The organism is Amycolatopsis melonis, assembly GCF_040064235.1.
In the GTDB taxonomy this organism is placed as follows: Bacteria; Actinomycetota; Actinomycetes; order Mycobacteriales; family Pseudonocardiaceae; genus Amycolatopsis; species Amycolatopsis melonis.
The window spans coordinates 476,547-499,237 of sequence record NZ_JBDZYD010000002.1; the positions used below are offsets into that span (position 1 = coordinate 476,547).

Here is a 22,691-nt window from a genome sequence, read left to right on the forward strand (position 1 = left end):
GCGGGCGCGGGGCCGGATGAAAGGATGGGCGCGTGTCGAGTACCTGGTTCCTGTTCGTGGTCGTCGCCGTCGTCGTGCTGGTCGCCCTGCTGGTGACCGGCCTGCTGATCGCGCGCAAGCGCCGGATCAGCCTGGACGCCCGCCGCGAGGTGGAGGAGAAACCGAAGGGCGGCAGTTACGCGGCCAGCGGGGGCATCGCGCTCGCGCCCGGCGGCACGGCCGAAGCGCCCGAGGTCCAGCACCCGGTCGAGGACCGGCCGGAGGTCGACGGCCAGCCCGCGGTCGGCGACGACGCCGCCGTGCCGCGCGACTCGGCGCAGCGTACGGTGCGCGACGTCAAGCTGCCCGAAGAGCCCGCGGAAGCCCCGGCGGTCGAGGAGATCGAACCGGCGACGGGCCGCATCGAGCGGCTGCGCGGACGGCTGTCGAAGTCGCGCTCGGTGTTCGGCACGAGCCTGCTGGGCCTGCTCGGCGCCGGCGACCTCGACGAGGACTCCTGGCAGGACGTCGAGGACACGCTGCTGATGGCCGACCTGGGCGCGGCGACGACGAACCAGATCGTCGAGCGGCTGCGCGACGAGCTTTCCCGCCGCGCGGTGCGCTCGCCGGCGGAGGCCCGCGAGGTGCTGCACGAGGTGCTCACGGCGCAGCTGTCGACCGACGGCGAGCGCGCGGTGCGGGCGCTGCCGCACGTTGTCGACGGCAAGAAGCAGCCCGCGGTGGTCCTGGTGGCGGGCGTGAACGGCACGGGCAAGACGACGACCACGGGCAAGCTGGCGCGGGTTTTGGTGGCCCAGGACAAGACGGTGCTGCTGGGCGCGGCGGACACGTTCCGCGCGGCGGCGGCCGACCAGCTCCAGACGTGGGCCGAGCGCGTGGGCGCGGAGGTCGTCCGCGGCAAGGAGGGCGCGGACCCGGCGGCCGTGGCGTTCGACGCGGTCAAGCGCGGCGTGGACACGGGCGTGGACGCGGTCCTGGTCGACACGGCGGGCCGGCTGCACACGAAGACGGGCCTGATGGACGAGCTGGGCAAGGTCAAGCGCGTCGTGGAGAAGCAGGCGAAGGTCGACGAGGTCCTGCTGGTCCTGGACGCGACGACGGGCCAGAACGGGCTGATGCAGGCCCGCGTGTTCGCCGAGGTGATCGACGTGACGGGCATCGTCCTGACCAAGCTGGACGGCACGGCCAAGGGCGGCATCGTGTTCCAGGTCCAGAAGGAGCTGGGGGTCCCGGTGAAGCTGGTCGGCCTGGGCGAGGGCCCGGACGACCTGGCGCCCTTCGAGCCGGGCGCCTTCGTGGACGCCCTGCTGGGCTAGGCGATCGGCTTCCTGGTCAACCAGTCGTGGACGGTTACGCCCAGCCGCAACGCGGAATTGTGCAAGTGGCACAGCCCGTTGCTGCTGGGGCCGGAGACTCGGTTGCCGCAGCGAGGCGGGCTGAGGTCGTTGCGCGCCGCCCGGCACTGCGGAGCTTCGCCGGCATTCGCCCGGGCAAGCGCCTCGTCGGCTTTCGCCCGGACAAAAGCCTCACGGCGGGGTGAGGCCGGGAGCTGCTGCGGCGGAGCGGCGACCGGCTTCGGCAGCGCGGGCTGGAACGGGCCGGTGCCGTCGGGCAGCAGCAGTCCGAGCTGCCTGAGGCGCTCCGTCGTCGGCGCCGTGGTCTCGATGGTCAGCTGATCGGTCCGTGTGCTCGCGACCAGGATCGAGAACCAGGGCGCCGATCAGGTAGTCGTTGCGCGGCAACGTCAGGTACGCGGTCTCGCCGAGCAGCATCGGCACCAGTACTCCCGACGTCGGCCCACCCATGAGCGGGGTGGCCTGGAAGGTCAGCAGCACCCACTCCCCGGCAGGAGGCACGTGCCGCACGACGATGTCGACGTCGCTGGTCACCTCCCCGAGCCGGTGCCGCGTGGGCGCGGCGCTCAGAGCCGGAACAACGGGGTTCCGTCCGCCTTCCGCAGTCCCAGCTGCAGCATCACCGGCGCGGTCGGGCGGCGGGACGAGATGACGCACGGCGAGGTCCGGCGGGCCGTCACCGTGAGGCGGGACCAGCCGATGCCCCGCAGCCGGCGGCCGTCGGGGTCGACGACCATCGCCGCGCCGAAGTAGCCGCCGTCCGGGAGGGCGACGCGGGTCGTGTGGCCCAGCACGGCCGAGAACACCGTGTGGGTGTCGCCGCGGTCCTCCTGCAGCGTGAGGATCACCGGCGTGCGCCCCTTCGCGGTGGCGTGGTGCCGCACCGCGATTTCGACCGTGCCGGCGGGCGCGCGGCCCGGCCGTGGCCAGGCGGGCGACAGCGGCGGCCCTTCGAGCGCGCGGTCGACCAGGCGGTCCAGCAGGTTCGCGGCCGAGCCCTGCGCGAGCCAGGCCAGGGCACCGGTGTGCGGATCCATCGGCTCGTCCCTCCGGCGATATTCGGATGACGGGCGGCCGGGCGGCGGCGCAGAATCCGGGCATGCCCGGTTGACGCACGTCCGCTCGTGCCCCTCCTCGTAACAGACGCCCCGAAGCCGTCAATTGCTACGAGAGAGGACTCAACCATGACCGCCATCCGGGGTGAGCGGGTGCTGCTGCGCCCGCTGACCGAGCAGGACCGCGCCCGCGCCCACGAGATTTTGGCGACGCCGGAGGTCGCCCGCTGGTGGGGTGACCCGGACCGCGAGACCGAGGGCCTGTATGAAGTCGAAGAGGGCTATTCCGTCTACGTGATCGAATCCGGCGGAGTCGTCACCGGCGTGATCCAGAGCTGCGAGGAGCTGGACCCGCAGTACCGCCACGCGGGCATCGACATCGCGGTGCACCCGGACTTCCACGGACAGGGAATCGGCACGGACGCGCTGCGGGCGCTGGCCCGGCACTTGTTCGAGAGTGGCCACCATCGCCTGACGATCGACCCGGCGGCGGCGAACGAAGCCGCGATCCGGGTGTACACGAAGGTGGGATTCCGGCCGGTCGGCGTGCTGCGTGTCTACGAGCGAGGCTCGGACGGCAGCTGGCGCGACGGGCTCTTGATGGACTTGCTGGCAGGGGAGTTGAGCTGAGGGTCAGTGCTTGTCGATGACCTGCTGGAGCAGCTTGACGATCTTCTCCATGGAGATGTTCACCTTGGTGAACCCGCTGGTCATGTCGGCCCTGAGGCTGCCGACCTCCGTCTTAAGAGCTTGGATGTCCTGGCCGTGTTCGATCTGCGTCTCGCGCATCGCGTTCAGCACTTGGGTGTGGCCGTTCAGGGTCTGCTTGAACTCGGAAACGTCACGGTCCGCCGTGCCTGCGAGCACGCGGGCGGCCGCAGCGTCCTGCCGGGTATGCCGCATCTGCTCCTCCAGGACGGTCACGCGGGCTTCGAGATCTTCGAGGCTTGCCATGCCGCGTACTTTACCGGCGGCCGCCAAGCCGACCGCACCGGGGGTCACTTCTGGTAGTCAGATATCACTCTCAGTCACACTGATAGTGCCGCCTGGGACAGGCTCGACCCCAGGGCTCCGGCCACCCGCTGCACCGCCGGGGCGATGTGCGCCACCGCCTCGGCGGTCAGCCGCCCGGACGGCCCGGACACCGAAACCGCCGCCGGCACCGGCGCCCCCGGCACCGCCACCGCGACACACCGCACTCCCAGCTCCTGCTCGGCCTCGTCCAGCGCGTACCCCTGCTCGGCGATCCGCGCAAGCTCGACGGCCAACGCGTCCGGATCCGTGAACGTGTGCTCGGTGTAAGCGGGCATCCCCGTCCTGTGCAGCAAAGAACGGACTTCGTCAGCGGGCAGGTGCGCCAGCATCGCCTTCCCGACACCCGTCCCGTGCGGCAGCAGCCGCCGTCCGACCTCGGTGAACATCCGCATCGAGTGCTTCGACGGCACCTGGGCCACGTACACCACTTCGTCCCGCTCCAGGACCGCCAGGTTCGCCGTCTCGCCGACCTCCTCCACCAGCTCCGCCAGCAGCGGGCGCGCCCACGCGCCGAACTGCATGCTCGCGTTCTCGCCCAGCCGGATCAGCCGTGCGCCCAGTGCGTAACGGCGGTTGGTGTTCTGGCGGACGTACCCCAGGTCGACCAGGGTGCGGATCAGCCGGTGGATCGTCGGCATCGGCAGCCCGGACAGCGTCGCCAGCTCGGACAGGCTCGCCTCGCCGCCGGTGTCCGCGAGGTGTTCCAGCAGCTCGAAGGCGCGCTGCAGGGACTGGACGCCGCCGTCGCGACCGTTCTTCTCCGCCGGCACGGTGGCCCTCCTTACGTCGGCGTTGAGCTTCCGCTATGCAGAAACTATAGTCCGGCTGGTAGAAAACCGTAGGGCCGTTATCCAAAGATCCGAACCCTCGAGGTGTTTCCCCATGTCTTCTGAAGTCCAGGTGCTGGGCGACCCGGTCGAGCGCGGCGACGAGATCCTCACGCCCGAGGCGCTCGACTTCCTCGCCGGCCTGCACGACGCCTTCGCCGGCCGCCGCGACGAGCTGCTCCGGGCGCGGAGCAAGCGCCGCGAGGAGGCCCGGACCACCGGCAAGCTCGACTTCCTGCCGGAGACGAAGGAGATCCGCGAAGGCGACTGGAAGGTCGCCGGCGCGCCGCCCGCTCTGCAGGACCGGCGTGTCGAGATCACCGGGCCCACCGACCGCAAGATGACCATCAACGCGCTCAACTCCGGCGCGAAGGTGTGGCTGGCCGACCTCGAGGACGCCAACACCCCGCACTGGCACAACGTGGTCTCCGGCCAGGTGAACCTCTACGACGCCATCCGCGAGACGATCACCCTGGAAACCGGCGGCAAGAGCTACGCGCTGAAGGACGACGTCGAGCACGCCACGATCGTGGTCCGGCCCCGCGGCTGGCACCTGCCCGAAAGCCACCTGAAGTTCGGTGACCGCGAAGGCGTCGGCGCGCTCGTCGACTTCGGCCTGCACTTCTTCCACAACGCGGCCGAGCTGCTCAAGCGCGGCAAGGGCCCCTACTACTACCTGCCGAAGATGGAGAGCCACCTCGAAGCGCGGCTCTGGAACGACGTCTTCACCCACGCCGAGAAGGCGCTCGGCATCGAACACGGCACCGTCCGCGCGACCGTGCTGATCGAGACCATCCCGGCCGCGTTCGAGATGGAAGAAATCCTCTACGAGCTGCGCGAGCACGCCTCGGGCCTCAACGCGGGCCGCTGGGACTACCTGTTCAGCGTCATCAAGTACTTCCGCGACGCGGGCGAGAAGTTCGTGCTGCCGGACCGCAACTCCGTCACCATGACCGCGCCGTTCATGCGCGCCTACACCGAGCTGCTGGTGCGCACCTGCCACAAGCGCGGCGCCTTCGCGATCGGCGGCATGGCCGCGTTCATCCCGAGCAAGGACCCCGAGGTCAACAAGGGCGCGTTCGAGAAGGTGCACGCGGACAAGTCGCGCGAAGCAGGCGACGGCTTCGACGGCTCCTGGGTCGCGCACCCGGGCATGGTCGAGCTGTGCAAGGAGGAGTTCGACAAGGTCCTCGGCGACAAGCCGAACCAGCTCGACCGCACCCGCGACGAGGTCAGCGTCACCGCCGACCAGCTGCTGGACGTCGCGTCGACGCCGGGCGGAGCGACGGCGGCCGGCCTGCGCGCCGCGGTCGACGTCGGGGTCCGCTACATCGCGTCGTGGCTCGGCGGCAACGGCGCGGCGGCGATCCACAACCTGATGGAGGACGCGGCCACGGCCGAGATCTCGCGCTCGCAGGTGTGGCAGTGGGTCAAGAACGGGACCACTTTGGACACCGGCGACGTCGTGACGGCGGAGCTGGTGCGCGGCGTGCTCGCCGACGTCCGCGGCGAGCTGGCGGGCGAGCTGAAGCCGGAGCTGCTGGAACCGGCCGTGGAGCTGTTCGAGCAGGTCGCGCTGGCCGAGGAGTTCCCGGACTTCCTGACGCTGCCGGCGTACGAGCGGATCAAGTAGTGCGCCTGCCCGAGGACGTCTACGCCGCCGCCGACGCGCGCCTGGCTTCGGCCGACGCGCGCGTCGCGGCGGCGTACCCGGGCGAGCGGCCCGGGCGCCAGCCGGTGCACACGGTGTACGTCCCGGCTTCGCAGTACAGGACGCGCCTGGTCGCCGACTGGGGCAAGCAGGCGATGCGGGTGTTCGTCGAGCACGCGGACCTGCTCGACGTCGACGACGGCGTGTACGAGCGCGTACGGGCGAAGCTGCTGACCGAGCCAATCGAGGACCTGCGGATCGACTTCGAGGACGGCTACGGCCGGGTGCCCGACGACGTCGAGGACGCGGCCGCGCTGGCGGCCGGGCAGACCCTGGCGACGACCGGCGGGACCCCGTTCGTCGGCATCCGGTTCAAGAGCTTCGAAGCGGCGACGCGCCGGCGTGGCATCCGCACCCTGGACCTGTTCCTCGGCGCGCTGCTGGAGAACGGGCCGCTGCCGCCCGGATTCGTCGTCACACTGCCGAAGGTGACGGCGGTCGAGCAGGTGGCGGTGGCCGCGGAAGTGCTGGCACAGCTGGAATCCGCGTACGGCCTCGCTGCGGGAACGCTGCGCTTCGAGGTCCAGATCGAGACGTCGCAGTCCATTGTGGACACCGACGGGACGCTGTCGGTGCCGCGGATCGTCCAGGCGGCGTCGGGCCGCTGTTCGGGACTGCACTACGGGACGTACGACTACAGCGCGGGCCTGGGCATCGCGGCGGCATACCAGAGCATGGACCACCCGGCGGCGGACCTGGCCAAGGGCCTGATGCAGGTGGCGGCGGCAGGCACGGGCGTCCGCCTGTCGGACGGCTCGACCAACCGGCTCCCGGTGGGTGAGGCACTGCCGTCGGCATGGGCGGAGCACCTGAGACTGGTCCGCAGGTCGTTGGAGCGCGGTTTCTACCAGGGCTGGGATTTGCACCCCCACCAGCTGCCGACACGCTTCGCGGCGACGTACACGTTCTACCGATCGGGGTTGGCCACGGCACTGCAGCGGTTGACCGCGTATGCGGAGAAGACGGCCGGGGGAGTACTGGACGAACCCGCGACGGCGCAGGCGTTGGCCGTGTATCTGTTGCGGGGCCTGGACTGTGGGGCGCTGGACGAGGGTGAGCTGCCCTTCGGGCGGGCGGAACTGGAGAAGTACGCGCTACGCCTTGCGTGAGCGAGCGTTCCTGCAGCTGATCAGCGCAGCCGGGCGCGGTCCGCGGCTTCGCGGCCCGCGTCCCAGCCGTCGGGGCTGCGGATCGTCACCGATTTGCTCACCACCTCCGGGAACAGCTCGGTGAACGCCGCCTGGACCTTCAGCTCGTGCGAGGCCAGTACCGGCAGCAGGTCCGGTGCCTGCGCGAGCGTCGTCTCGGTGGCCTGCTCGAGGCGCTCGCCGATGCGGGTTGCGTACGAGACCAGAAACGACTTCCGGAACGTCCGCGACCGGCCTGCCGGGCCGGTGATCATCGCCCGGGTCGCCTGGACGAGCAGGGACGTCGTCAGCAACGTCACCGCGTCCAGGTCGTCCTCGTCGCCGACCAGTGTGACGAAGTCCCAGCGGGGGTCGAAGACCGCGCGGCAGCGGTTGGCCTTCGCCACCACGTGGACCAGCAGGGATTTCGCGTCGGTGTACGGCGTGTCGAGCCAGATCCGGCGGGCCGCGGGCCGGTCGGGGGCCGCGCCGCCCGCCTCCAGCAGCACCCGGTCGAGGGCGTGGCGGGTCATCAGCTCCTGGGCCTTCGCCGAGAGCGCCTCGGCCTCCTCCGGGAACGTGCTCGACTCGGCCTTGGCCAGCAGCGCCCGGACCCGGCTCAGCTTCTTCCCGTCGACGTGGGGGCGCACCGGACGCTCCGTCGTCGTGCCCGGCGCGGGCAGGACGACGGTCACCGGCGGCAGGGTCTTCAGCAGGCCGAACGCTTCGATGACCGCCGCCACCGCTTCGGACGGTGTGAGGATGTGCTTGGCCGCCCACTGTGGCAGGTGGGGTTCGGACGTCGTCCACCACCGGGTGGCGCCTGTCGCGTCGAGCTGTTCCTGCCACGCCGGGTGCACGGTGGTGAACTGCCCGGCGTAGGCCGCGAGAGTGTCGAGCAGGTACGAACCGGCGAACTCGTCCAAGCGGCGCCGGGCCGCCTGGTGGAGGTCTTCGGGCAGCCAGCCGCCGCGGCACGCCCGGCCGGTCAGCTGCGGCCCGAGCCGGTCCGCGGCTTCGGCGAGTTCGGCAGGCAGCACGAGACCCGGTGCCAGCCGGGCGGCTTCGCCCGGCGTGGCCGCGAGCAGCGCGGTGCCGAACTCCTCGGCCGTCGACGGCGGTGGCCCGGCGGGGCCCTGCTTGCGCTTTCCCACGCCGCCAGTCTGCCCCACCCGCGGACGTCGGCTACGTCACTGCGAGCGTTAACACCCCCGGAACATCCGGCACTTAGGGTCCGGCCATGGCGGAGAGCAAGAAGCGCTGGTGGACGTCCCTGTTCGTGCAACTGCTGGTGGCGGTCGTTGCCGGTGTCCTGATCGGACACTTCTGGCCGTCGTGGGGCGCGCAGCTGAAACCGGTCGGGGACGGCTTCATCCGGCTCATCAAGATGATCATCGCACCGCTGATCTTCTGCGTCGTGGTCAGCGGGATCGCCGCCGTCGGGGACATCAAGGCGGTCGGGCGCATCGGGCTCAAGGCCATCGTCTACTTCGAGGTCGTCACCACCTTCGCGTTGCTGTTCGGCCTGGTCGTCGCCAACGTCTTCCGGCCGGGCGCCGGCCTGGACGTCAACCCGGCGACGCTCGACCCCCACGCCGTCGCGGCGCAGACCAAGGGCGGGCAGCTGCCCTCGGCCGGGGACTTCCTGCTGCACACCATCCCCGACAGCGTGGTGAACGCCTTCGCGCAGAACCAGCTGCTGCAGGTGCTGGTGTTCGCCGTGTTCTTCGGGGTGGCGCTGGCCGCGCTCGGGCGGGAGCGCGCGCCGCTGGTGCTCGACTTCGTCGAGCAGGTGCAGAAGGTCATCTTCAAGGTGATGGGCTGGATCATGCGGGTCGCGCCGCTGGGCGCGTTCGGCGCGATGGCCTTCATCATCGGCCAGTACGGTCTGTCCACTTTGGGCACCTACGCGAAGCTGATCGCCGCCTGCTATGGCGCCGCCGTGCTCTTCACGCTCGTCCTCGCGGTGATTTCCCGGTGGTACGCCGGGGTTTCGGTCTGGAAGTTCCTCCGCTACGCGCGGGAGGAGTTCCTGCTGGCGCTCGGCACGGCCTCGACCGAGTCGGTGATGCCGCGGATCATGGGCAAGCTGACCGACGCGGGCTGCTCCCGCGCGGCGACCGGGCTGGTGGTGCCGACCGGCTACTCGTTCAACCTCGACGGCGCGACCATCTACCTGTCGATCTGCACGGTGTTCCTGGCGCAGGCGTTCGGCGTGGAGATGTCGCTCGGCCAGCAGCTGCTGGCGGTGCTGATCCTGATGCTGACGTCCAAGGGCATGGCTGGCGTCCCGGGGTCGAGCTTCCTGGCCCTGTCGGCGACGGCCGCGGCGATCGGGGCGTTCCCGGTGGCGGGCGTGGCTTTGCTGCTGGGCGCGGACCGCCTGATGGACTCGATGCGCGTGTTCGTCAACCTGCTGGGCAACTGCGTCGCGACGTTCGTGGTCGCGAAGTCCGAAGGCCAGCTGGACCGGGACAAGCTGCGCGAAGCACTCGACGGTCACCTTTCCGGCGCGGTCCCCGTCGGGAAGGCATGAACACTGGTGCCGTCCTCGTCACGATCATGCTCAACGCGGCCATCGGCGTCGCCGACCTGCTGAAGGCCCGCTTCGTCCTCACGACGTCGGCCGCGGTCGACGTGCCGCCGGGCTGGCTGCCGATGCTCGGCACGCTGAAGCTCGCCGGCGCGGCCGGGCTGCTGCTCGGCCTGCTCGGCGTGCCGGTGATCGGCGTGGCCGCGGCGATCGGCCTGATCCTGTTCTACCTCGGGGCGATCGCCGCGCACGTCCGGGCCCGCAAGTTCGCCACCGGCGCGGCACCGCTGGTTTTCCTCGGCCTGGCGGTGGCGACGATCGCCTGACGCGGCCGCGGTCAGCCGGGCCGGTCCTCGGAAGCGCGCAACGCGAGGTAGACGTCGAGCTGGTCGGCGAACTCGGTCAGGTCCGCGCCGAGCAGCTCGCTCGCCCGGCCGATGCGGTAGCGCAGCGTGTTCACGTGGACGTGCAGGGCCTTCGCCGCCCGCGTCGGGGAGCCCGAGCACTCCAGGAACACCCGGACCGTGTGCACCAGGTCGGTGTGCTGCTCGGCGTCGTAGTCCAGCAGTGGCCCCAGCACCCGGCGGCGCAACGCCGCGCGCAGCCCGTCCGGGGCTCCGGCCAGCAGCAGCTCGTGCCCGGCCACCTCCCCGGCCGGGACCACGACGACGCGGCCCCGGCGCCGGGCCGCCACGGCCAGCGCGTGACGCGCAGTGTCCCGGGCCTCCTCCCGCGGCGCGGGATCGCTGACGCCGCAAAGGATGCGCGACGCCCGCAGCAGCGGTTCCACAGTGGACAGCTCGGTCGCCGAAGGCGGCAGCGCGGTCGCGGCGTAGGACGTGTCCCCGGTGGATTCGAGCAGGAGCGCGCCGGGCAGCAGCTCGCGCAGGACGTCCCGGCTCTCGTCGCTGCCTTCGGTCCGCAACGCGACCACCCGCGCTTCGTCGGGCACCGGCGTCTCACGCGGGACCGAACGCGCCCGCGTGACACCGACCAGCCCGGCGAGTTCCTCCGCGAGTTCCGTCTGCGCGGTGCTCAGCGCCCCGCCGACGGCGATCAGCCACGGCACCGCGTGCCGTCCCTCGACCGGGAGCACCGTCAGCGGCCCCGGCTCGCTCGCCGCGTACCGGCGGACGGCCTCTTCGGGCGGCATCGGCAGCGGCGCCGTCCCGGCGACGACCCGGCCGAGCCCCGACAGCACCCAGCACGGCAGCGCGAGTTCCGCCGAAGCGCGCTCCAGCAACGTCTCGACCGGGGCTTCCGCGGCGGCCTGCAAACGTTTGCGGGCACTCTCCGACGCGGCCGCCAGCGCCAGCACCACCTGCTCGGTGATCACCGAGAACGACAGGTCGGCGGGCACTTCCAGCAGCGGGATCCGGTGCCGGACGCAGGCGTCGACGACGTCGTCCGGGATGCCGCCGGAGTCGGCGCCGGAGGCGGCCAGCGCCGCCGCACCCGCGCGGGCCAACGCGGCCACGAACGGCTCGGCGTCGCCCGGTTCGTGCCACCACAGCAGGCCGGACAGCACCAGCTCGCCCGCCGACAGGTACCGTCCGGGGTCGGACAGCTCCGTGACGTAGATGCGCGTCACCGGCCGGTCGAGCAGGTCGGTCCCGGCCCGCGGGCGCAGCCGCAGGCCCGGCAGGCCCAGTAGCGTTTTCACGGTCGTCATCAGGCTTGTAGGAAAGCACAAACGACCCGGTTTCGCTGCCGTGCGGTTCATGCGCCGTGCCGTTGCCGCCCGTGCCCGCCGGGGCGTCTACTGGTCTATCGCCTCACGCGAAGGAGCAAGAGTGGAGTTCCTGCGTCCCGCGACGCTGGCCGAGGCCCTGGCGCTGAAGGCCGAGCGCCCCGGCGCGGTGCCGATCGCCGGCGGCACCGACGTCATGGTGGAGATCAATTTCGACCATCGGCGCCCCGAAGCCCTGCTCGACCTCACGCGCGTCCCCGAGCTGGCGCAGTGGTCCACATCGGACGGCACGGTCCGGCTCGGCGCCGGTGTGCCCTATTCCCGCGTGATCGCCGAACTGGGTGAATCCGTCCCGGCGCTGGCCATGGCCGCGCGCACGGTCGGCTCGCCGCAGATCCGCAACCGCGGCACCGTCGGGGGCAACCTCGGCGCCGCCTCGCCCGCCGGGGACACCCATCCCGTCCTGCTGGCCCTGGACGCGCAGGTCGAGGTCGCCTCCGTGCGGGGGAGCCGCCTCCTCCGCACGGAGGATTTCTACGTCGGCGTGAAACGCCACGCCCTCGCCGACGACGAGCTGATCACCGCCGTCCACCTGCCCGCGCACGCCGGGCCGCAGCAGTTCGCCAAGGTCGGGACGCGCAACGCGATGGTCATCGCGGTCTGCTCCTTCGCGCTGTCCCTGCGCGAGGGCCGGGTGGGCGCCGCGATCGGGTCCGCCGCCCCGACCCCGCGCCGCGCCCGCGCCTCCGAGGACTTCCTCGCCGCCGAGCTGCCGTGGACGTCGCCTGATCCACTGCCGGATTCGCTGAAGCGCCGCTTCGGCGAGCTGGTCGCGGAAGCGGCGTCGCCGATCGACGACGTCCGCGGCAGCGCCGCGTATCGGAAGCACGCGCTGGGGGTACTCGCGCGGCGAACGTTGACCTGGGCCTGGGACGAACACCGGACGGGGGAGCGCGCATGCGCCTGAATGTCACGATCAACGGCGAGCACCGCGAGGCGGACGACGTCTGGGAAGGCGAAAGCCTGCTCTACGTGCTCCGCGAGCGGCTGGGCCTGCCGGGCTCGAAGAACGCCTGTGAGCAGGGCGAATGCGGCTCGTGCACGGTCTACCTCGACGACGTCCCGGTGTGCGCGTGCCTGGTCGCGGCCGGGCAGGCCGAGGGCCGCGTGGTGCGCACGGTCGAGGGACTGGCCGACGGCGACACCCTCGACCCGGTCCAGCAGTCCTTTGTGGACGCGGGTGCGGTGCAGTGCGGCTTCTGCACGCCGGGCCTGGTCGTCGCCGCCCACGATCTGCTGAACCGCGTCCCCGATCCGAGTGACGAGGAGATCCGCGAAGCACTGGCCGGCAACCTCTGCCGCTGCACCGGCTACGAGAAGATCCTCGACGCGGTCCGCGCGGCGGCGAAGGGCGGTGTGGCGTGAAGACGCTCATCTCCGGCGCCGCGATCGCCACCGTCACCGGCGACGAGTACACCAGCGGGCACGTCCTGATCGAGAACGACCGGATCGCCGCGGTCGGCGAGGGCGTCTACACCGGCGAGTTCGACGAACGCGTCGACGCGTCCGGGTGCCTGGTGACGCCGGGGCTGATCAACACCCACCACCACCTCTACCAGTGGGCGACCCGCGGGATGGCCGCCGACCACACGCTCTTCGAGTGGCTGGTCGCGCTCTACCCGGTGTGGGGCCGCCTCGACGCGGAGATCACGCACGTCGCCGGCACGGCAGGCATGGCCCGGCTCGCGCTGACCGGCTGCACGACCGTCGCCGACCACCACTACGTCTTCCCGCGCGAGGGCGGCGACCAGGTGGAGGCGCTCGTCGCGGCCCGGCAGCGGATCGGCGTCCGGCTGCACGTCGTGCGCGGGTCGATGGACCGCGGCGAGTCCGACGGCGGCCTGCCCCCGGACCGGCTGGTCGAGACGACCGAGGACGCGCTGACCGGCACCGAAGCGGCGATCGACCGCTTCCACGACGCCTCCCCGGAGTCGCACCTGCAGATCGCCGCGGGCCCCTGCTCGCCGTTCTCGGTCACCGAGCGGCTGATGTCCGGGGCGGCCGAGCTGGCCCGCCGCAAGGGCGTCCGGCTGCACACGCACCTCGCGGAGACCCTCGACGAGGAGCGGCAGTGCCTGGCCGAGGTGGGCTGCACGCCCGCCGAGTACGCCGACAAGCTCGGCTGGCTCGCCGACGACGTCTGGCTCGCGCACACGATCCACCTCGCGCCCGAGGCGATCCGCCGCTTCGGCGCGACCGGCACCGGGTCGGCGCACTGCCCGACGTCCAACGGCCGGGTCGGTGCCGGCATCGCCCCGGTCCGCGACCTGCTCGACGCGGGCGTCCCGGTCGGCCTGGGTGCCGACGGTGCCGCGTCCAACGAGTCCGGCGGCCTGGGCGAGGAGCTGCACCAGGCGTTGCTGCAGGCCCGCCAGCGCGGCGGGCCGCGCGGGCTGACCACGCGGGAAGCGCTGTGGATGGGCACGATGGGCGGCGCCCGCTGTCTCGGCCGGGCGAACGACCTCGGCTCGCTCGAACCCGGGAAGTTCGCCGACGTCGCCGTCTGGGACCTGACCGGGCTCAACTACGCCGGGATCACCGACCCGGTCGCGGCGCTGGTGCTGGGTACGACGCCGCCGCTGCGGCGGCTGTTCGTCGGCGGCAAGGCCGTCGTCGAGGACGGCACGCTGCGCGAAGCCGACGAGTCCGCGATCGCCCGCGAGCTGGCGGCCGCGAGCGCGAGACTGCGGGAGGACCGATGACGACGTCCGTCACGACGCAGACTGCCAACGGCGTCGGCGCTTCGCCGCGCCGCCCCGACGGCACGGTGAAGGTCCGCGGCGAGTTCGCCTACTCCTCGGACCTGTGGCACGAGGACATGCTGTGGGGTGCGACGCTGCGCAGCCCGCACCCGTACGCGCGCATCACGGCGATCGACATCGGCGAAGCCCTTGCCGTGCCCGGAGTGTATGCAGTCCTGACGCACGAGGACGTTCCCGGCGTCAACCGCTACGGCCTCGAGCACGCCGACCAGCCGGTGCTCGCCTCCGACGTCGTGCGGTACCAGGGCGAGCCGGTGGCGCTGGTCGCCGCCGACCACCCGGAGACCGCGCGCCGCGCGATGAAGCGGATCGCCGTTTCCTACGAAGAGCTTTCGCCGGTGACGGACTCCGAAGCGGCCGTTGCCGGCGAAGGGCCTTCGCTGCACGAAGGCGGCAACGTCGTGCGGCACGTGAAGATCCGCCGCGGGCCTCAGGACGTCACGGCCGACGTCGTCGTGTCGGGTGTCTACGAAGTCGGCATGCAGGACCAGGCGTTCCTCGGCCCCGAGTCCGGGCTCGCCGTGCCGGACGGCGAAGGCGGCGTCGACCTGTACGTCGCGACGCAGTGGCTGCACGTCGACCAGCAGCAGATCGTGGCCGCGCTGGGACTTCCGGTCGAGAAGGTGCGGCTGACGCTCGCCGGGGTCGGCGGGGCGTTCGGCGGCCGCGAGGACCTGTCGATGCAGGTCCACGCGTGCCTGCTCGCATTGCATACCGGCAAGCCGGTGAAGATGGTCTACAACCGCGAAGAATCCTTCTACGGCCACGTGCACCGGCACCCGGCGAAGATGTACTACGAGCACGGCGCCACGCGCGACGGCCGTCTGGTGTACGTGCGTACGCGGCTGTACCTCGACGGCGGCGCGTACGCGTCCTCGACGGGAGCGGTGGTCGCGAATGCCGCTACCCTCGGCGTCGGACCGTATGCTGTAGACAGTATCTCGGTCGACTGCTGGGGTGTGTATACCAACAACCCGCCCTGCGGCGCGATGCGCGGGTTCGGCGCGGTCCAGGCAGCATTCGGTTACGAATCCCAGATGGACAAGCTGGCCGCCGCGTGCGGATTGGATCCTGTCGACCTCCGGATCCGCAACGCGATGAGCGAAGGCGACTGCATGCCGACCGGCCAGGTCGTCGACTCCGCGGCGCCGGTCGCGGAACTCCTGGAGCGCGTGCGGGCGATGCCGATGCCGCCGGAGCGGCCGTTCGACCTGCGGCACCTGCCCGGCGGCGTGTCGAACACGACGCACGGCGAAGGCGTCGTCCGCGGTGTCGGGTACGCCGTCGGGATCAAGAACGTCTGCTTCTCCGAAGGCTTCGACGACTACTCGACCGCCCGGGTGCGCCTGCAGCTGGTCGGCGGGGAGCCGTCGGCGACCGTGCAGACCGCGGCCTGCGAGGTCGGGCAGGGCCTGGTCACGGTCCTGCAGCAGATCGTGCGGACCGAGCTGGGCGTCGACCGGGTGACGGTCCTGCCGATGGACACCTCGATCGGCAACGGCGGCTCGACGTCGGCGTCGCGCCAGACGTACGTCACCGGAGGCGCGGTGCAGGCGGCCTGTGCGGCGGTCCGGGCGCGGCTGCTGGCCCGCTTCGGCCGCAAGGCCCGCCTGGTCGGCGGCAAGCTGGTCGCGGCCGACGGCCAGGTGCTGGCCGGCCTGGTGGACGTCCTCGGCGACGACGTCCACGACGAGACGGTGGAGTGGCGCCACCGGCCGACGTACCCGGTCGACCCGGAGACGGGGCAGGGGAACGCGCATGTGCAGTACGCGTTCGCCGCGCACCGGGCGGTCGTGGACGTGGACACGGAGCTGGGCCTGGTGAAGGTGGTCGCGCTGGACTGCGCCCAGGACGTCGGCAAGGCGGTGAACCCGCAGGCGGTCCTGGGCCAGATCCAGGGCGGCTCGGCGCAGGGGCTGGGGCTGGCGGTGATGGAGGAGATCCAGACGGCGGACGGCCGGATCCGCAACCCGTCGTTCACCGACTACCTGATCCCGACGGTGCTGGACATGCCCCCGATGCGGATCGACGTGCTGGAGCGCCCGGACCCGCACGCACCGTACGGCCTGCGTGGCGTGGGCGAGCCCCCGACGATCTCGTCGACCCCGGCGATCGTGGCGGCCATCCGCGCCGCGACGGGACTCGCGCTCACCCGCGTCCCGGTGCGGCCGGAGCACCTCACGGGAACCTAGCCGTGTTCGGCCAGCAGCCGCCGGGCGACGTCCACGGTGGCGGCACCCGCGACGGCCATCGCTTCGGTGTCCCGCAGCGAGCGGCAGAGGACGAACGCGCCTTCGAGGTTGTTGACGGCGGTGATCGTCAACGTCCGGGCGGCCTCGCGGCCGAGACCGAACTTCGTGAACTTCTCGGTCCCGGCCTCGATCCACGCGGTGAAGACGTCGGCGGTGGCCTGCCGCAGGGGTTCGTTGGTGGCGGCGACCTCCAGCGCGACGGTGGCGATCGGGCAGCCCTCGACGTAACCGGTGGCTTCCAGGGTCGCGATCCCGGCGGCGAAGAACGCCTCGATCCCGCTGACCAGGTCCTCCGCGGGCGCGATGAAGAGGTCGAACAGCTGGATGTAGGCCAGGCCCGACGTGCGGATGACCTCCTCGCCGAGCTGCTCCTTCCCGCCGGGGAAGAAGTGGTACAGCGACCCGAAGGGCGCGTTCGCCTCCGCGACGATCTGCTTCAAGCCGGTGCCGGCGTAGCCGTTGCGCCGGAACAGCTCCGCGCCGGCGGCCATGATGCGGTCCTTGGTCCCTGCCACCCCCGCGATACTAGAGCGTTCTATCCAGTCAGTGCAGGTCCCAGGCCGGACCCGGGTCCTCGGCGTCGTCCCGCAGCACCGTTCCCTCGATCAGCCCGTACGGCCGGTCCGCGGCGTAGAACACCTCGTTCTCGTTCTTCAGCCCGAACGGGCTCAGGTCCACCAGGAAGTGGTGCTTGTTCGGCAGCGACAGCCGGACCTCGGCGACCTCCGGCCGGGCCTCCAGCACCGCCGCGCCCATGGCATACAACGTCTGCTGCAGCGACAGGCTGTGCTTCGTCGCGAACGTCTCCAGCAGCACCCGCCGGATCTCGCGGTGGCTCGCCGCCCAGTCGATGCCCTCGCCCTGGTACCGCCAGCGTGCCGTGACGGCCGTGGCCAGGATGCGGTCGTCCGTCTCGGCCAGCGTCGTGTACTTGTCGCGCGGGAAGCCGTGGAACTCCGAGCCCGTCGACTTCAGCACCACCAGTCCGTCCACTCCGGACACCACCCACGCGCGGCCGTCCTGGACCGTCACCGCCGTCGTGCGGCGCTCGTCGCCCGCCCGGCTGAACGCGTGGTCGTGCGGCTCGCCGCCCACCGCGATGCGGTCCCAGCCGTGCTCGTCGATCTTGATGCGCGCGCCCGTGATGTTGTCCTGCGTGCCGGTGAAGTGGCGGGCCAGGCGCAGGCCGAAGTCCTCGATCTCGCCGACCGGCGCCTCCTTGGCGAAGGCGTACACGGTGTTCTTCTGCGTGTCGGTCGCGAGCACCCCGGCGTTGTCGCCGGTCAGGTGCGTCGCGGCCAGCTCGCCGCGCAGCGACGTCGACACCGTCAGGTCCTTCAGGTGGTGCACGGACCCTTCGCGGCGCACCGCCACCAGGCGGACCTCCGCCTTGCCGTACTGGTTGGGGCCCAGGGTGATGGCCACGGTCAGCTCCCTCGGTAGGTCGAATAGGCGAACGGGCTGAGCAGGAGCGGCACGTGGTGGTGCGCGGTGCCGTCGGTGATCCGGAAGGCCAGAGTGACCTCCGGGAAGAACGCGTCCGGGCCCAGGTAGGCGCCGGTGTCGAAGACCAGCCGGTAGACGCCGGGGTCGAGGGTGTCCGGGCCGAGGTCGCGGATGCGGCCGTCGTCGTCGGTGCGTCCTTCGGCGATCGGCGTGCCGTCGGCGGTCTCGAACCGGACGGCGATCCCGGCCGCGGGGCGCCCGGCCGCGGTGTCGAGGACGTGGGTCGTCACGAGGCTCACGCCGTCACCGCCTTGGCCAGCCGGAGCGCGGCGATCTTCAGCAGCTCGCGGCCCGCGATCGCCAGCTCCGTCTCGGGGTCGTTGTCCAGCCGTTCCCGCAGGATCTTCAGCAGTTCTTCGCCGCTGCGGCCGCTCGCGCAGACGAGGTAGACGTGCCCGAACTTCGCTTCGTACTCGGCGTTCGCCGCGGCGAACGCGTCCGCATTGTCCACACCGGACTGTTCGGCGCGGGCCCAGCCGCCCGCCGGCTTCTCCCCGATCCGCGGGTGCGCGGCCATGGCCTGGCGGATTTCGTCGCTGGTCAGCGGCAGGTCGGCGGCGGCTTGCAGCTCGTCCAGGCCGGCGTACGGCCGCCCGGCCAGCACGGCGTCGACCCACCGGGGCACGGCGAGGCACTCCGTCAGCAGCGGGCGGACGTCGGTGGTGTTGAACTCGGTGAGCAGCACGGGCTGACCGTACGTCGCCCGCGGAATTCCGTCAACATTTTGTTGAAAGCGCTGGTCAGTCGGCTTCCCGGTTGAGGTAGTTGTAGACGGTGAACCGCGTGACCCCCAGCGCGTCGGCCACCGACGACACCGACTTCCGCAGCCCGAAGGCGCCGCGTTCGCGCAGCAGCCGCACCGCGCGCTGCTTGCCCGCGCGGTCCAGATCGCCCAGCTTGGCGCCCAGTTCCCGCTCGACGTCGGCGATGAGCCGGGCCAGCGCGTCGTTCAGCTCGACGGCCGGGGTGCCGACGGTGGCATCGGCCCGGCGCAGCTGCAGCGTGACGCGGGTGGCGCCGCCGTCCAGCGCCGCTTTCGCGATGGCCGGGAGTGCTTCGAGCAGCTCCTTCGCTTCGCCGCGGGCGAGGGTCCCGAGCGGCCCGAAATCGGTGTCCAGCCCCGCTTCCGCGGCGGCATCACGGGCGGCGACGGCGTGCTCGGGCGGCGAACCCTCGCCGTGGAACGGTTCGCTGGTGAACTCCGCTTCAAGCCGCACGAGAATGACCGTACTGTGTTGCCTGTTGCCAATTCGACCGGCAGTCACGGCGGAACAGGTGCAGTGGGCGGATCGGCTGCGGATCGCTCCGCCTGCTTTCGGCCGAATTGGCAACGGGCGGCGCACGTCGTTGACGAGCGGCGCGCGCCGTGGTTACTGTCGTTGTGCGAAACCGCCTTTCCGGTCTGTGAAATCGGCGGTGTCAATCCTCCCGGCGAAGGGATTCGGATGGATCTTGTGGTGCGTGCCGCCCGGGCCGTGACGGCCGAGGGCGAAGTCCCGGCGACCATCGGCGTCGAAGGCGGCCGGATCGTCGCCGTCGAACCCGGAGGCGCCGCGCTGACCGGCGACCGCGTGCTCGACCTCGGCGACGACGTCGTGCTGCTGCCGGGCCTGGTCGACACGCACGTCCACGTCAACGATCCCGGCCGGGCCGAGTGGGAGGGCTTCGAGACGGCGACCCGCGCGGCCGCGGCGGGCGGGGTGACCACGATCGTGGACATGCCGCTGAACAGCCTGCCGCCGACGGTCGACGTCGCGGCGCTGGAGGTCAAGCGCAAGGCGGCGGCCGGCCGGGTGCACGTCGATGTCGGCTTCTGGGGCGGCGCGATCCCCGGCAACACTGGCGACCTGCGCGGCCTGCACGACGCGGGCGTGTTCGGCTTCAAGTGCTTCCTGCTGCACTCGGGCGTCGACGAGTTCCCGCCGCTCGACGCGGCCGGGCTCGACGAAGCGTTGCGGGAACTGAGTTCCTTCGGTGCGCTGATGATCGTCCACGCCGAGGACGCGCACGAGATCGAGGAAGCGCCGGAGCCGCACGGCGGTCGCTATGTCGACTTTCTGCGGTCGCGGCCGCCGCAGGCGGAGAACCTGGCGATCTCGCAGGTGATCGAGGCGGCCCGGCGGCACGGCGCCCGCGCGCACATCCTGCATCTGTCCTCTTCGGACGCTCTGCCGCTGATCGCCGCGGCGCGGCGGGACGGCGTCGCGCTGACGGCGGAGACCTGCCCGCACTACCTCAGCTTCGTCGCCGAGGAAATCCGCGACGGCGCCACGCAGTTCAAGTGCTGCCCGCCGATCCGCGAGGCCGCCAACCGCGAGCGGCTGTGGCAGGGGCTCGCGGACGGCGTGATCGACTGCGTCGTGAGCGACCACTCGCCGTGCACGCCGGAGCTGAAACGCTTCGACAGCGGCGACTTCGGGCTCGCCTGGGGCGGGATCTCCAGTCTGCAGCTGGGCCTGCCGGCGATCTGGACGCAGGCGCGGCAGCGCGGGTTCGCGCTCACCGACGTCGTCCGCTGGATGGCCGAGCGCCCGGCCGCGCAGGCCGGGATGCGCCGCAAGGGCAGGCTCGCGGCGGGTTACGACGCCGACTTCTGCGTGTTCGCGCCGGACGAGGCGTTCGTGGTCGACGTCGCGAAACTGAAGCACCGCAACCCGGTCAGCGCCTACGACCGGCGGCCGCTGGCCGGCGTCGTGCGCTCGACGTGGTTGCGAGGCACCGAAATCACCGGCGACGAGCCGCGCGGCGCGCTGCTGACCCGGGGGAACTGCTGAGATGGAGGCCGCTGTGTCCGACCGTCCCGAGTGGACAGAACTGCCCGACCTCGCGTCGCGCCGCTTCGGCGGGACGGTGATGTGGGCGACCGACGAGCTGTTCGCCGAGAAGGAGAACCTGGTCAACCCGTGGGTGCCGGCCCACCGGCCGGAGACGTTCGGGCCGAAGGGACAGGTCTACGACGGCTGGGAGACCCGCCGCCACCGCGAACCGGGCGACGACCAGGCGATCCTGCGGCTCGGCCTGGCGGGCACGATCACCGGCGTCATCGTCGACACGGCGTTCTTCAAGGGCAACTACCCGCCGTTCGTCTCGGTCGAGGGAACGTCGCTGCCGGGCTACCCGTCGGCGGCCGAGGTGTCCGAAGCGGACTGGGACGTCCTGGTCGACCACGCCCCGGCGGCGGGCCACACGGAGAACTTCTACACGGTCAACGGATCGCGCCGGTACACGCACGTGCGGCTGACCCAGCACCCGGACGGCGGCGTGGCCCGCCTGCGCGTCCACGGGACACCGGTCCCGGACCCGGCACTGCTGGACCTGGACGCGCTCGACCTGGCGGCCCTGGAGAACGGCGCGGTCGTCACCGGCTGCAGCAACAAGTTCTATTCGTCCCCGAACAACCTGCTTTCGCCGGGCCTGGCGGCCCACCAGGCGGAGGGCTGGGAGACGGCCCGCCGCCGCGACGACGGCAACGACTGGGTGACACTGCGCCTGGCGGGCGCGGGCGTCGTCCGGTTCGCCGAGCTGGACACGAGCAACCTCAAGGGCAACGCCCCGGGCTGGGCCTCGGTCAGCGGCCGCGACACGTACGGCGAGTGGGTCGAGCTGCTGCCGAAGACCCGGCTGCAGCCGGACACCCGCCACCGGTTCGCCCTGCCGGACGGGCCGGAGGTGACGGAGGCGCGCCTCGACATCTACCCGGACGGCGGAATGGCCCGCCTCCGGCTGTTCGGACGGCTTACCGAGGCGGGGCGGGCCAACCTCAAGGCCCGGTTCGCCAAGACCCGCTAGTCCGCGCCGGGGCGGTTGAGGTAGGCCGACGCCAGCGACAGGACGCACGCGCAGCCGACGATCGCGCTCACCCACCACGGCAGGCCGACCACCATGCTCCAGACGAAGCCCGCCGCCGCGAGGACGGCGACGAGGATGTTCCGGAACTGCAGCGGGGTCGGCTTGGCCATGCCGCCAGCCTCTCACGAGCCGGGGCCGCCCCCGCGCGGCCCCGGCGGTACACCCCGCAGGATCACACCTCCGCGCGCTCCCCGGGTTCGAGCAGGACGAGGCGGCCGGCCAGCCCGGCCGCCTCGAACTCCTTCCGGAGCACGTCCGGGCCCTCGCTGAAGTGCTGCCAGCCCCGGAAGTGCAGCGGCACGACCTTCGCCGCGCCCAGCACCTTCGCCGCTTCGACGGCGTTCTCGCCGGTCAGCGTCAGGGGCGCGCCGTCGAACAGGACCGTCCTCGCCGCCCCGGCGAAGAGCACCGCGACATCGACACGGAACCGCGAAGCGATCTCCCGTACCACGTCGACCGAGGCGTTGTCGCCGCTGACGTACACCGTCGGCAGGCCCTCGCCGGTCAGGACGAATCCCGTGACGTCCCCGGTCAGCCGGGCCGCGCCCTCCGGGCCGTGCTGTGCCGGGACCGCGGTCACCGTCAGCGGGCCGACGCGTGTCTCCTCCCACGGCTCCAGGCCACGCGCCGTGCCGCCGAGGCGGGCCGCTCCGCTGGGCGTGACCAGCGTCAACGGCACCGTCGCCAGGTACGCGCGGCCGCGGTCGTCGAGGTTGTCGGGGTGCTGGTCGTGGGACAGCAGGACCGCGTCCACCACGCCGACCGCGTCCTCGGTGAGCACCGAGTCCTCGGTCTTGACCAGCACGCGCTCGCCGACCGGGTGGTCGCCGGGCGGGTCGAACGTCGGGTCGGTGAGCAGCCGCACGCCGCCCAGTTCCAGGAGGGCGGTCGGGCCGCCGGAAAGGGTGATCCCCAGAGTCATACCCGGC

25 protein-coding genes are annotated in these 22,691 nt (G+C 71.8%); 12 read left to right on the forward strand and 13 right to left on the reverse strand.

Annotated features, from left to right (window positions below; genetic code table 11):
- The first annotated feature begins 32 nt into the window (after positions 1–32).
- Complete coding sequence (gene ftsY / locus ABJI51_RS06725) at positions 33–1,316, forward strand: signal recognition particle-docking protein FtsY (protein ID WP_348948322.1); 1,284 nt, start codon at positions 33–35, stop codon at positions 1,314–1,316.
- Positions 1,317–1,526: 210 nt separating this feature from the next.
- On the opposite strand, the gene ABJI51_RS06730 is transcribed toward ftsY, so the two are convergent.
- Together ABJI51_RS06730 and ABJI51_RS06735 are read right to left on the reverse strand one after the other, a co-directional pair.
- The gene (locus ABJI51_RS06730; RefSeq protein WP_348948324.1) at positions 1,527–1,889 is read right to left on the reverse strand and encodes a hypothetical protein; all 363 of its coding nucleotides are present in this window, start codon (positions 1,887–1,889) and stop codon (positions 1,527–1,529) included.
- A gap of 32 nt (positions 1,890–1,921) precedes the next feature.
- Positions 1,922–2,392, reverse strand: a complete 471-nt coding sequence (locus tag ABJI51_RS06735; protein WP_348948326.1) for a hypothetical protein — start codon at positions 2,390–2,392, stop codon at positions 1,922–1,924.
- A gap of 147 nt (positions 2,393–2,539) precedes the next feature.
- On the opposite strand from ABJI51_RS06735, the gene ABJI51_RS06740 reads away from it, so the two are divergent.
- Positions 2,540–3,040, forward strand: a complete 501-nt coding sequence (locus ABJI51_RS06740) for a GNAT family N-acetyltransferase (protein WP_348948328.1) — start codon at positions 2,540–2,542, stop codon at positions 3,038–3,040.
- A gap of 3 nt (positions 3,041–3,043) precedes the next feature.
- Here the strand turns inward: ABJI51_RS06740 and ABJI51_RS06745 are convergent, their stop codons facing one another.
- A complete protein-coding gene (locus ABJI51_RS06745) occupies positions 3,044–3,364 on the reverse strand; it encodes a hypothetical protein (protein WP_348948330.1) in 321 nt (106 codons plus the stop codon).
- 74 nt (positions 3,365–3,438) lie between these two features.
- Complete coding sequence (locus ABJI51_RS06750) at positions 3,439–4,215, reverse strand: IclR family transcriptional regulator (RefSeq protein ID WP_348948332.1); 777 nt, start codon at positions 4,213–4,215, stop codon at positions 3,439–3,441.
- A 112-nt stretch (positions 4,216–4,327) separates the two neighbouring features.
- On the opposite strand from ABJI51_RS06750, the gene aceB reads away from it, so the two are divergent.
- Both aceB and ABJI51_RS06760 read left to right on the forward strand, forming a co-directional pair.
- Positions 4,328–5,905 carry a malate synthase A gene (aceB, locus tag ABJI51_RS06755; protein ID WP_348948334.1) on the forward strand — a complete coding sequence of 526 codons (1,578 nt, stop codon included), beginning with the start codon at positions 4,328–4,330 and terminating at the stop codon, positions 5,903–5,905.
- Complete coding sequence (locus tag ABJI51_RS06760; RefSeq protein WP_348948336.1) at positions 5,905–7,092, forward strand: DUF6986 family protein; 1,188 nt, start codon at positions 5,905–5,907, stop codon at positions 7,090–7,092. The genes aceB and ABJI51_RS06760 overlap by 1 nt, the downstream gene beginning before the upstream one ends.
- 20 nt (positions 7,093–7,112) lie before the next feature.
- Here ABJI51_RS06760 and ABJI51_RS06765 read toward each other — a convergent pair whose 3' ends face one another.
- On the reverse strand, positions 7,113–8,264 hold the full coding sequence (locus tag ABJI51_RS06765; RefSeq protein ID WP_348948337.1) for a DUF2786 domain-containing protein: 1,152 nt from the start codon (positions 8,262–8,264) through the stop codon (positions 7,113–7,115).
- Positions 8,265–8,350: 86 nt separating this feature from the next.
- Between ABJI51_RS06765 and dctA the strand changes: the two genes are divergently transcribed.
- A complete protein-coding gene (gene dctA, locus ABJI51_RS06770) occupies positions 8,351–9,646 on the forward strand; it encodes a C4-dicarboxylate transporter DctA (protein WP_348948338.1) in 1,296 nt (431 codons plus the stop codon).
- On the forward strand, positions 9,643–9,969 hold the full coding sequence (locus ABJI51_RS06775; RefSeq protein WP_348948339.1) for a DoxX family protein: 327 nt from the start codon (positions 9,643–9,645) through the stop codon (positions 9,967–9,969). The genes dctA and ABJI51_RS06775 overlap by 4 nt, the downstream gene beginning before the upstream one ends.
- Before the next feature lie 11 nt (positions 9,970–9,980).
- Here ABJI51_RS06775 and ABJI51_RS06780 read toward each other — a convergent pair whose 3' ends face one another.
- The gene (locus tag ABJI51_RS06780) at positions 9,981–11,315 is read right to left on the reverse strand and encodes a PucR family transcriptional regulator ligand-binding domain-containing protein (protein WP_348948341.1); all 1,335 of its coding nucleotides are present in this window, start codon (positions 11,313–11,315) and stop codon (positions 9,981–9,983) included.
- Positions 11,316–11,436: 121 nt separating this feature from the next.
- Here ABJI51_RS06780 and ABJI51_RS06785 point away from each other — a divergent pair, with 121 nt between their 5' ends.
- Genes ABJI51_RS06785 through pucD form a run of 4 tightly spaced genes read left to right on the forward strand, consistent with a single transcriptional unit; the run spans position 11,437 to position 16,347 of the window.
- Positions 11,437–12,300 carry an FAD binding domain-containing protein gene (locus tag ABJI51_RS06785; protein WP_348948343.1) on the forward strand — a complete coding sequence of 288 codons (864 nt, stop codon included), beginning with the start codon at positions 11,437–11,439 and terminating at the stop codon, positions 12,298–12,300.
- Entirely contained in the window at positions 12,291–12,758 is a 468-nt protein-coding gene (locus tag ABJI51_RS06790) for a (2Fe-2S)-binding protein (protein WP_348948344.1), read from the forward strand. Before ABJI51_RS06785 ends, ABJI51_RS06790 begins: the two co-directional genes overlap by 10 nt.
- The gene (locus tag ABJI51_RS06795; RefSeq protein WP_348948346.1) at positions 12,755–14,095 is read left to right on the forward strand and encodes an 8-oxoguanine deaminase; all 1,341 of its coding nucleotides are present in this window, start codon (positions 12,755–12,757) and stop codon (positions 14,093–14,095) included. The genes ABJI51_RS06790 and ABJI51_RS06795 overlap by 4 nt, the downstream gene beginning before the upstream one ends.
- Positions 14,092–16,347 (forward strand): xanthine dehydrogenase subunit D, encoded by a 2,256-nt coding sequence (gene pucD / locus ABJI51_RS06800; RefSeq protein WP_348948348.1) that lies wholly within the window; start codon positions 14,092–14,094, stop codon positions 16,345–16,347. The genes ABJI51_RS06795 and pucD overlap by 4 nt, the downstream gene beginning before the upstream one ends.
- Here pucD and ABJI51_RS06805 read toward each other — a convergent pair.
- From ABJI51_RS06805 to ABJI51_RS06825, 5 genes are read right to left on the reverse strand one after another with little or no spacing between them, the layout of a single operon-like run.
- A complete protein-coding gene (locus ABJI51_RS06805) occupies positions 16,344–16,922 on the reverse strand; it encodes a TetR/AcrR family transcriptional regulator (protein WP_489617901.1) in 579 nt (192 codons plus the stop codon). The genes pucD and ABJI51_RS06805 overlap by 4 nt on opposite strands.
- Before the next feature lie 28 nt (positions 16,923–16,950).
- A complete protein-coding gene (gene pucL / locus ABJI51_RS06810; RefSeq protein ID WP_348948350.1) occupies positions 16,951–17,832 on the reverse strand; it encodes a factor-independent urate hydroxylase in 882 nt (293 codons plus the stop codon).
- A gap of 2 nt (positions 17,833–17,834) precedes the next feature.
- Complete coding sequence (uraH, locus tag ABJI51_RS06815) at positions 17,835–18,152, reverse strand: hydroxyisourate hydrolase (RefSeq protein ID WP_348948351.1); 318 nt, start codon at positions 18,150–18,152, stop codon at positions 17,835–17,837.
- Positions 18,149–18,598 carry a 2-oxo-4-hydroxy-4-carboxy-5-ureidoimidazoline decarboxylase gene (gene uraD, locus ABJI51_RS06820; RefSeq protein ID WP_348948353.1) on the reverse strand — a complete coding sequence of 150 codons (450 nt, stop codon included), beginning with the start codon at positions 18,596–18,598 and terminating at the stop codon, positions 18,149–18,151. The genes uraH and uraD overlap by 4 nt, the downstream gene beginning before the upstream one ends.
- A gap of 55 nt (positions 18,599–18,653) precedes the next feature.
- A complete protein-coding gene (locus tag ABJI51_RS06825) occupies positions 18,654–19,130 on the reverse strand; it encodes a helix-turn-helix domain-containing protein (protein ID WP_348948355.1) in 477 nt (158 codons plus the stop codon).
- A gap of 228 nt (positions 19,131–19,358) precedes the next feature.
- Between ABJI51_RS06825 and allB the strand changes: the two genes are divergently transcribed.
- Together allB and alc are read left to right on the forward strand one after the other, a co-directional pair.
- Complete coding sequence (gene allB, locus ABJI51_RS06830) at positions 19,359–20,687, forward strand: allantoinase AllB (RefSeq protein ID WP_348948357.1); 1,329 nt, start codon at positions 19,359–19,361, stop codon at positions 20,685–20,687.
- Between the two features lies 1 nt (position 20,688).
- Entirely contained in the window at positions 20,689–21,702 is a 1,014-nt protein-coding gene (alc, locus tag ABJI51_RS06835) for an allantoicase (RefSeq protein WP_348948359.1), read from the forward strand.
- Here the strand turns inward: alc and ABJI51_RS06840 are convergent.
- Both ABJI51_RS06840 and ABJI51_RS06845 read right to left on the reverse strand, forming a co-directional pair.
- Positions 21,699–21,872: a hypothetical protein gene (locus ABJI51_RS06840; RefSeq protein WP_348948361.1), complete on the reverse strand. Its 174-nt coding sequence runs from the start codon at positions 21,870–21,872 to the stop codon at positions 21,699–21,701. The two genes, alc and ABJI51_RS06840, sit on opposite strands and share 4 nt — an antisense overlap.
- 62 nt (positions 21,873–21,934) lie before the next feature.
- A complete protein-coding gene (locus ABJI51_RS06845; protein ID WP_348948362.1) occupies positions 21,935–22,684 on the reverse strand; it encodes an MBL fold metallo-hydrolase in 750 nt (249 codons plus the stop codon).
- Between the last annotated feature and the right edge of the window lie 7 nt (positions 22,685–22,691).

Bases quoted from the DNA above. Each gene is read 5' to 3' on its own strand.
- allB (WP_348948357.1), top strand. From the start codon at position 19,359: ATGGATCTTGTGGTGCGTGCCGCCCGGGCCGTGACGGCCGAGGGCGAA.
- ABJI51_RS06790 (WP_348948344.1), top strand. From the start codon at position 12,291: ATGCGCCTGAATGTCACGATCAACGGCGAGCACCGCGAGGCGGACGAC.
- ABJI51_RS06775 (WP_348948339.1), top strand. From the start codon at position 9,643: ATGAACACTGGTGCCGTCCTCGTCACGATCATGCTCAACGCGGCCATC.
- alc (WP_348948359.1), top strand. From the start codon at position 20,689: ATGGAGGCCGCTGTGTCCGACCGTCCCGAGTGGACAGAACTGCCCGAC.
- ABJI51_RS06780 (WP_348948341.1), bottom strand. From the start codon at position 11,315: ATGACGACCGTGAAAACGCTACTGGGCCTGCCGGGCCTGCGGCTGCGC.
- ABJI51_RS06740 (WP_348948328.1), top strand. From the start codon at position 2,540: ATGACCGCCATCCGGGGTGAGCGGGTGCTGCTGCGCCCGCTGACCGAG.
- pucD (WP_348948348.1), top strand. From the start codon at position 14,092: ATGACGACGTCCGTCACGACGCAGACTGCCAACGGCGTCGGCGCTTCG.
- aceB (WP_348948334.1), top strand. From the start codon at position 4,328: ATGTCTTCTGAAGTCCAGGTGCTGGGCGACCCGGTCGAGCGCGGCGAC.
- ABJI51_RS06845 (WP_348948362.1), bottom strand. From the start codon at position 22,684: ATGACTCTGGGGATCACCCTTTCCGGCGGCCCGACCGCCCTCCTGGAA.
- ABJI51_RS06745 (WP_348948330.1), bottom strand. From the start codon at position 3,364: ATGGCAAGCCTCGAAGATCTCGAAGCCCGCGTGACCGTCCTGGAGGAG.
- dctA (WP_348948338.1), top strand. From the start codon at position 8,351: ATGGCGGAGAGCAAGAAGCGCTGGTGGACGTCCCTGTTCGTGCAACTG.
- ABJI51_RS06735 (WP_348948326.1), bottom strand. From the start codon at position 2,392: ATGGATCCGCACACCGGTGCCCTGGCCTGGCTCGCGCAGGGCTCGGCC.
- ABJI51_RS06840 (WP_348948361.1), bottom strand. From the start codon at position 21,872: ATGGCCAAGCCGACCCCGCTGCAGTTCCGGAACATCCTCGTCGCCGTC.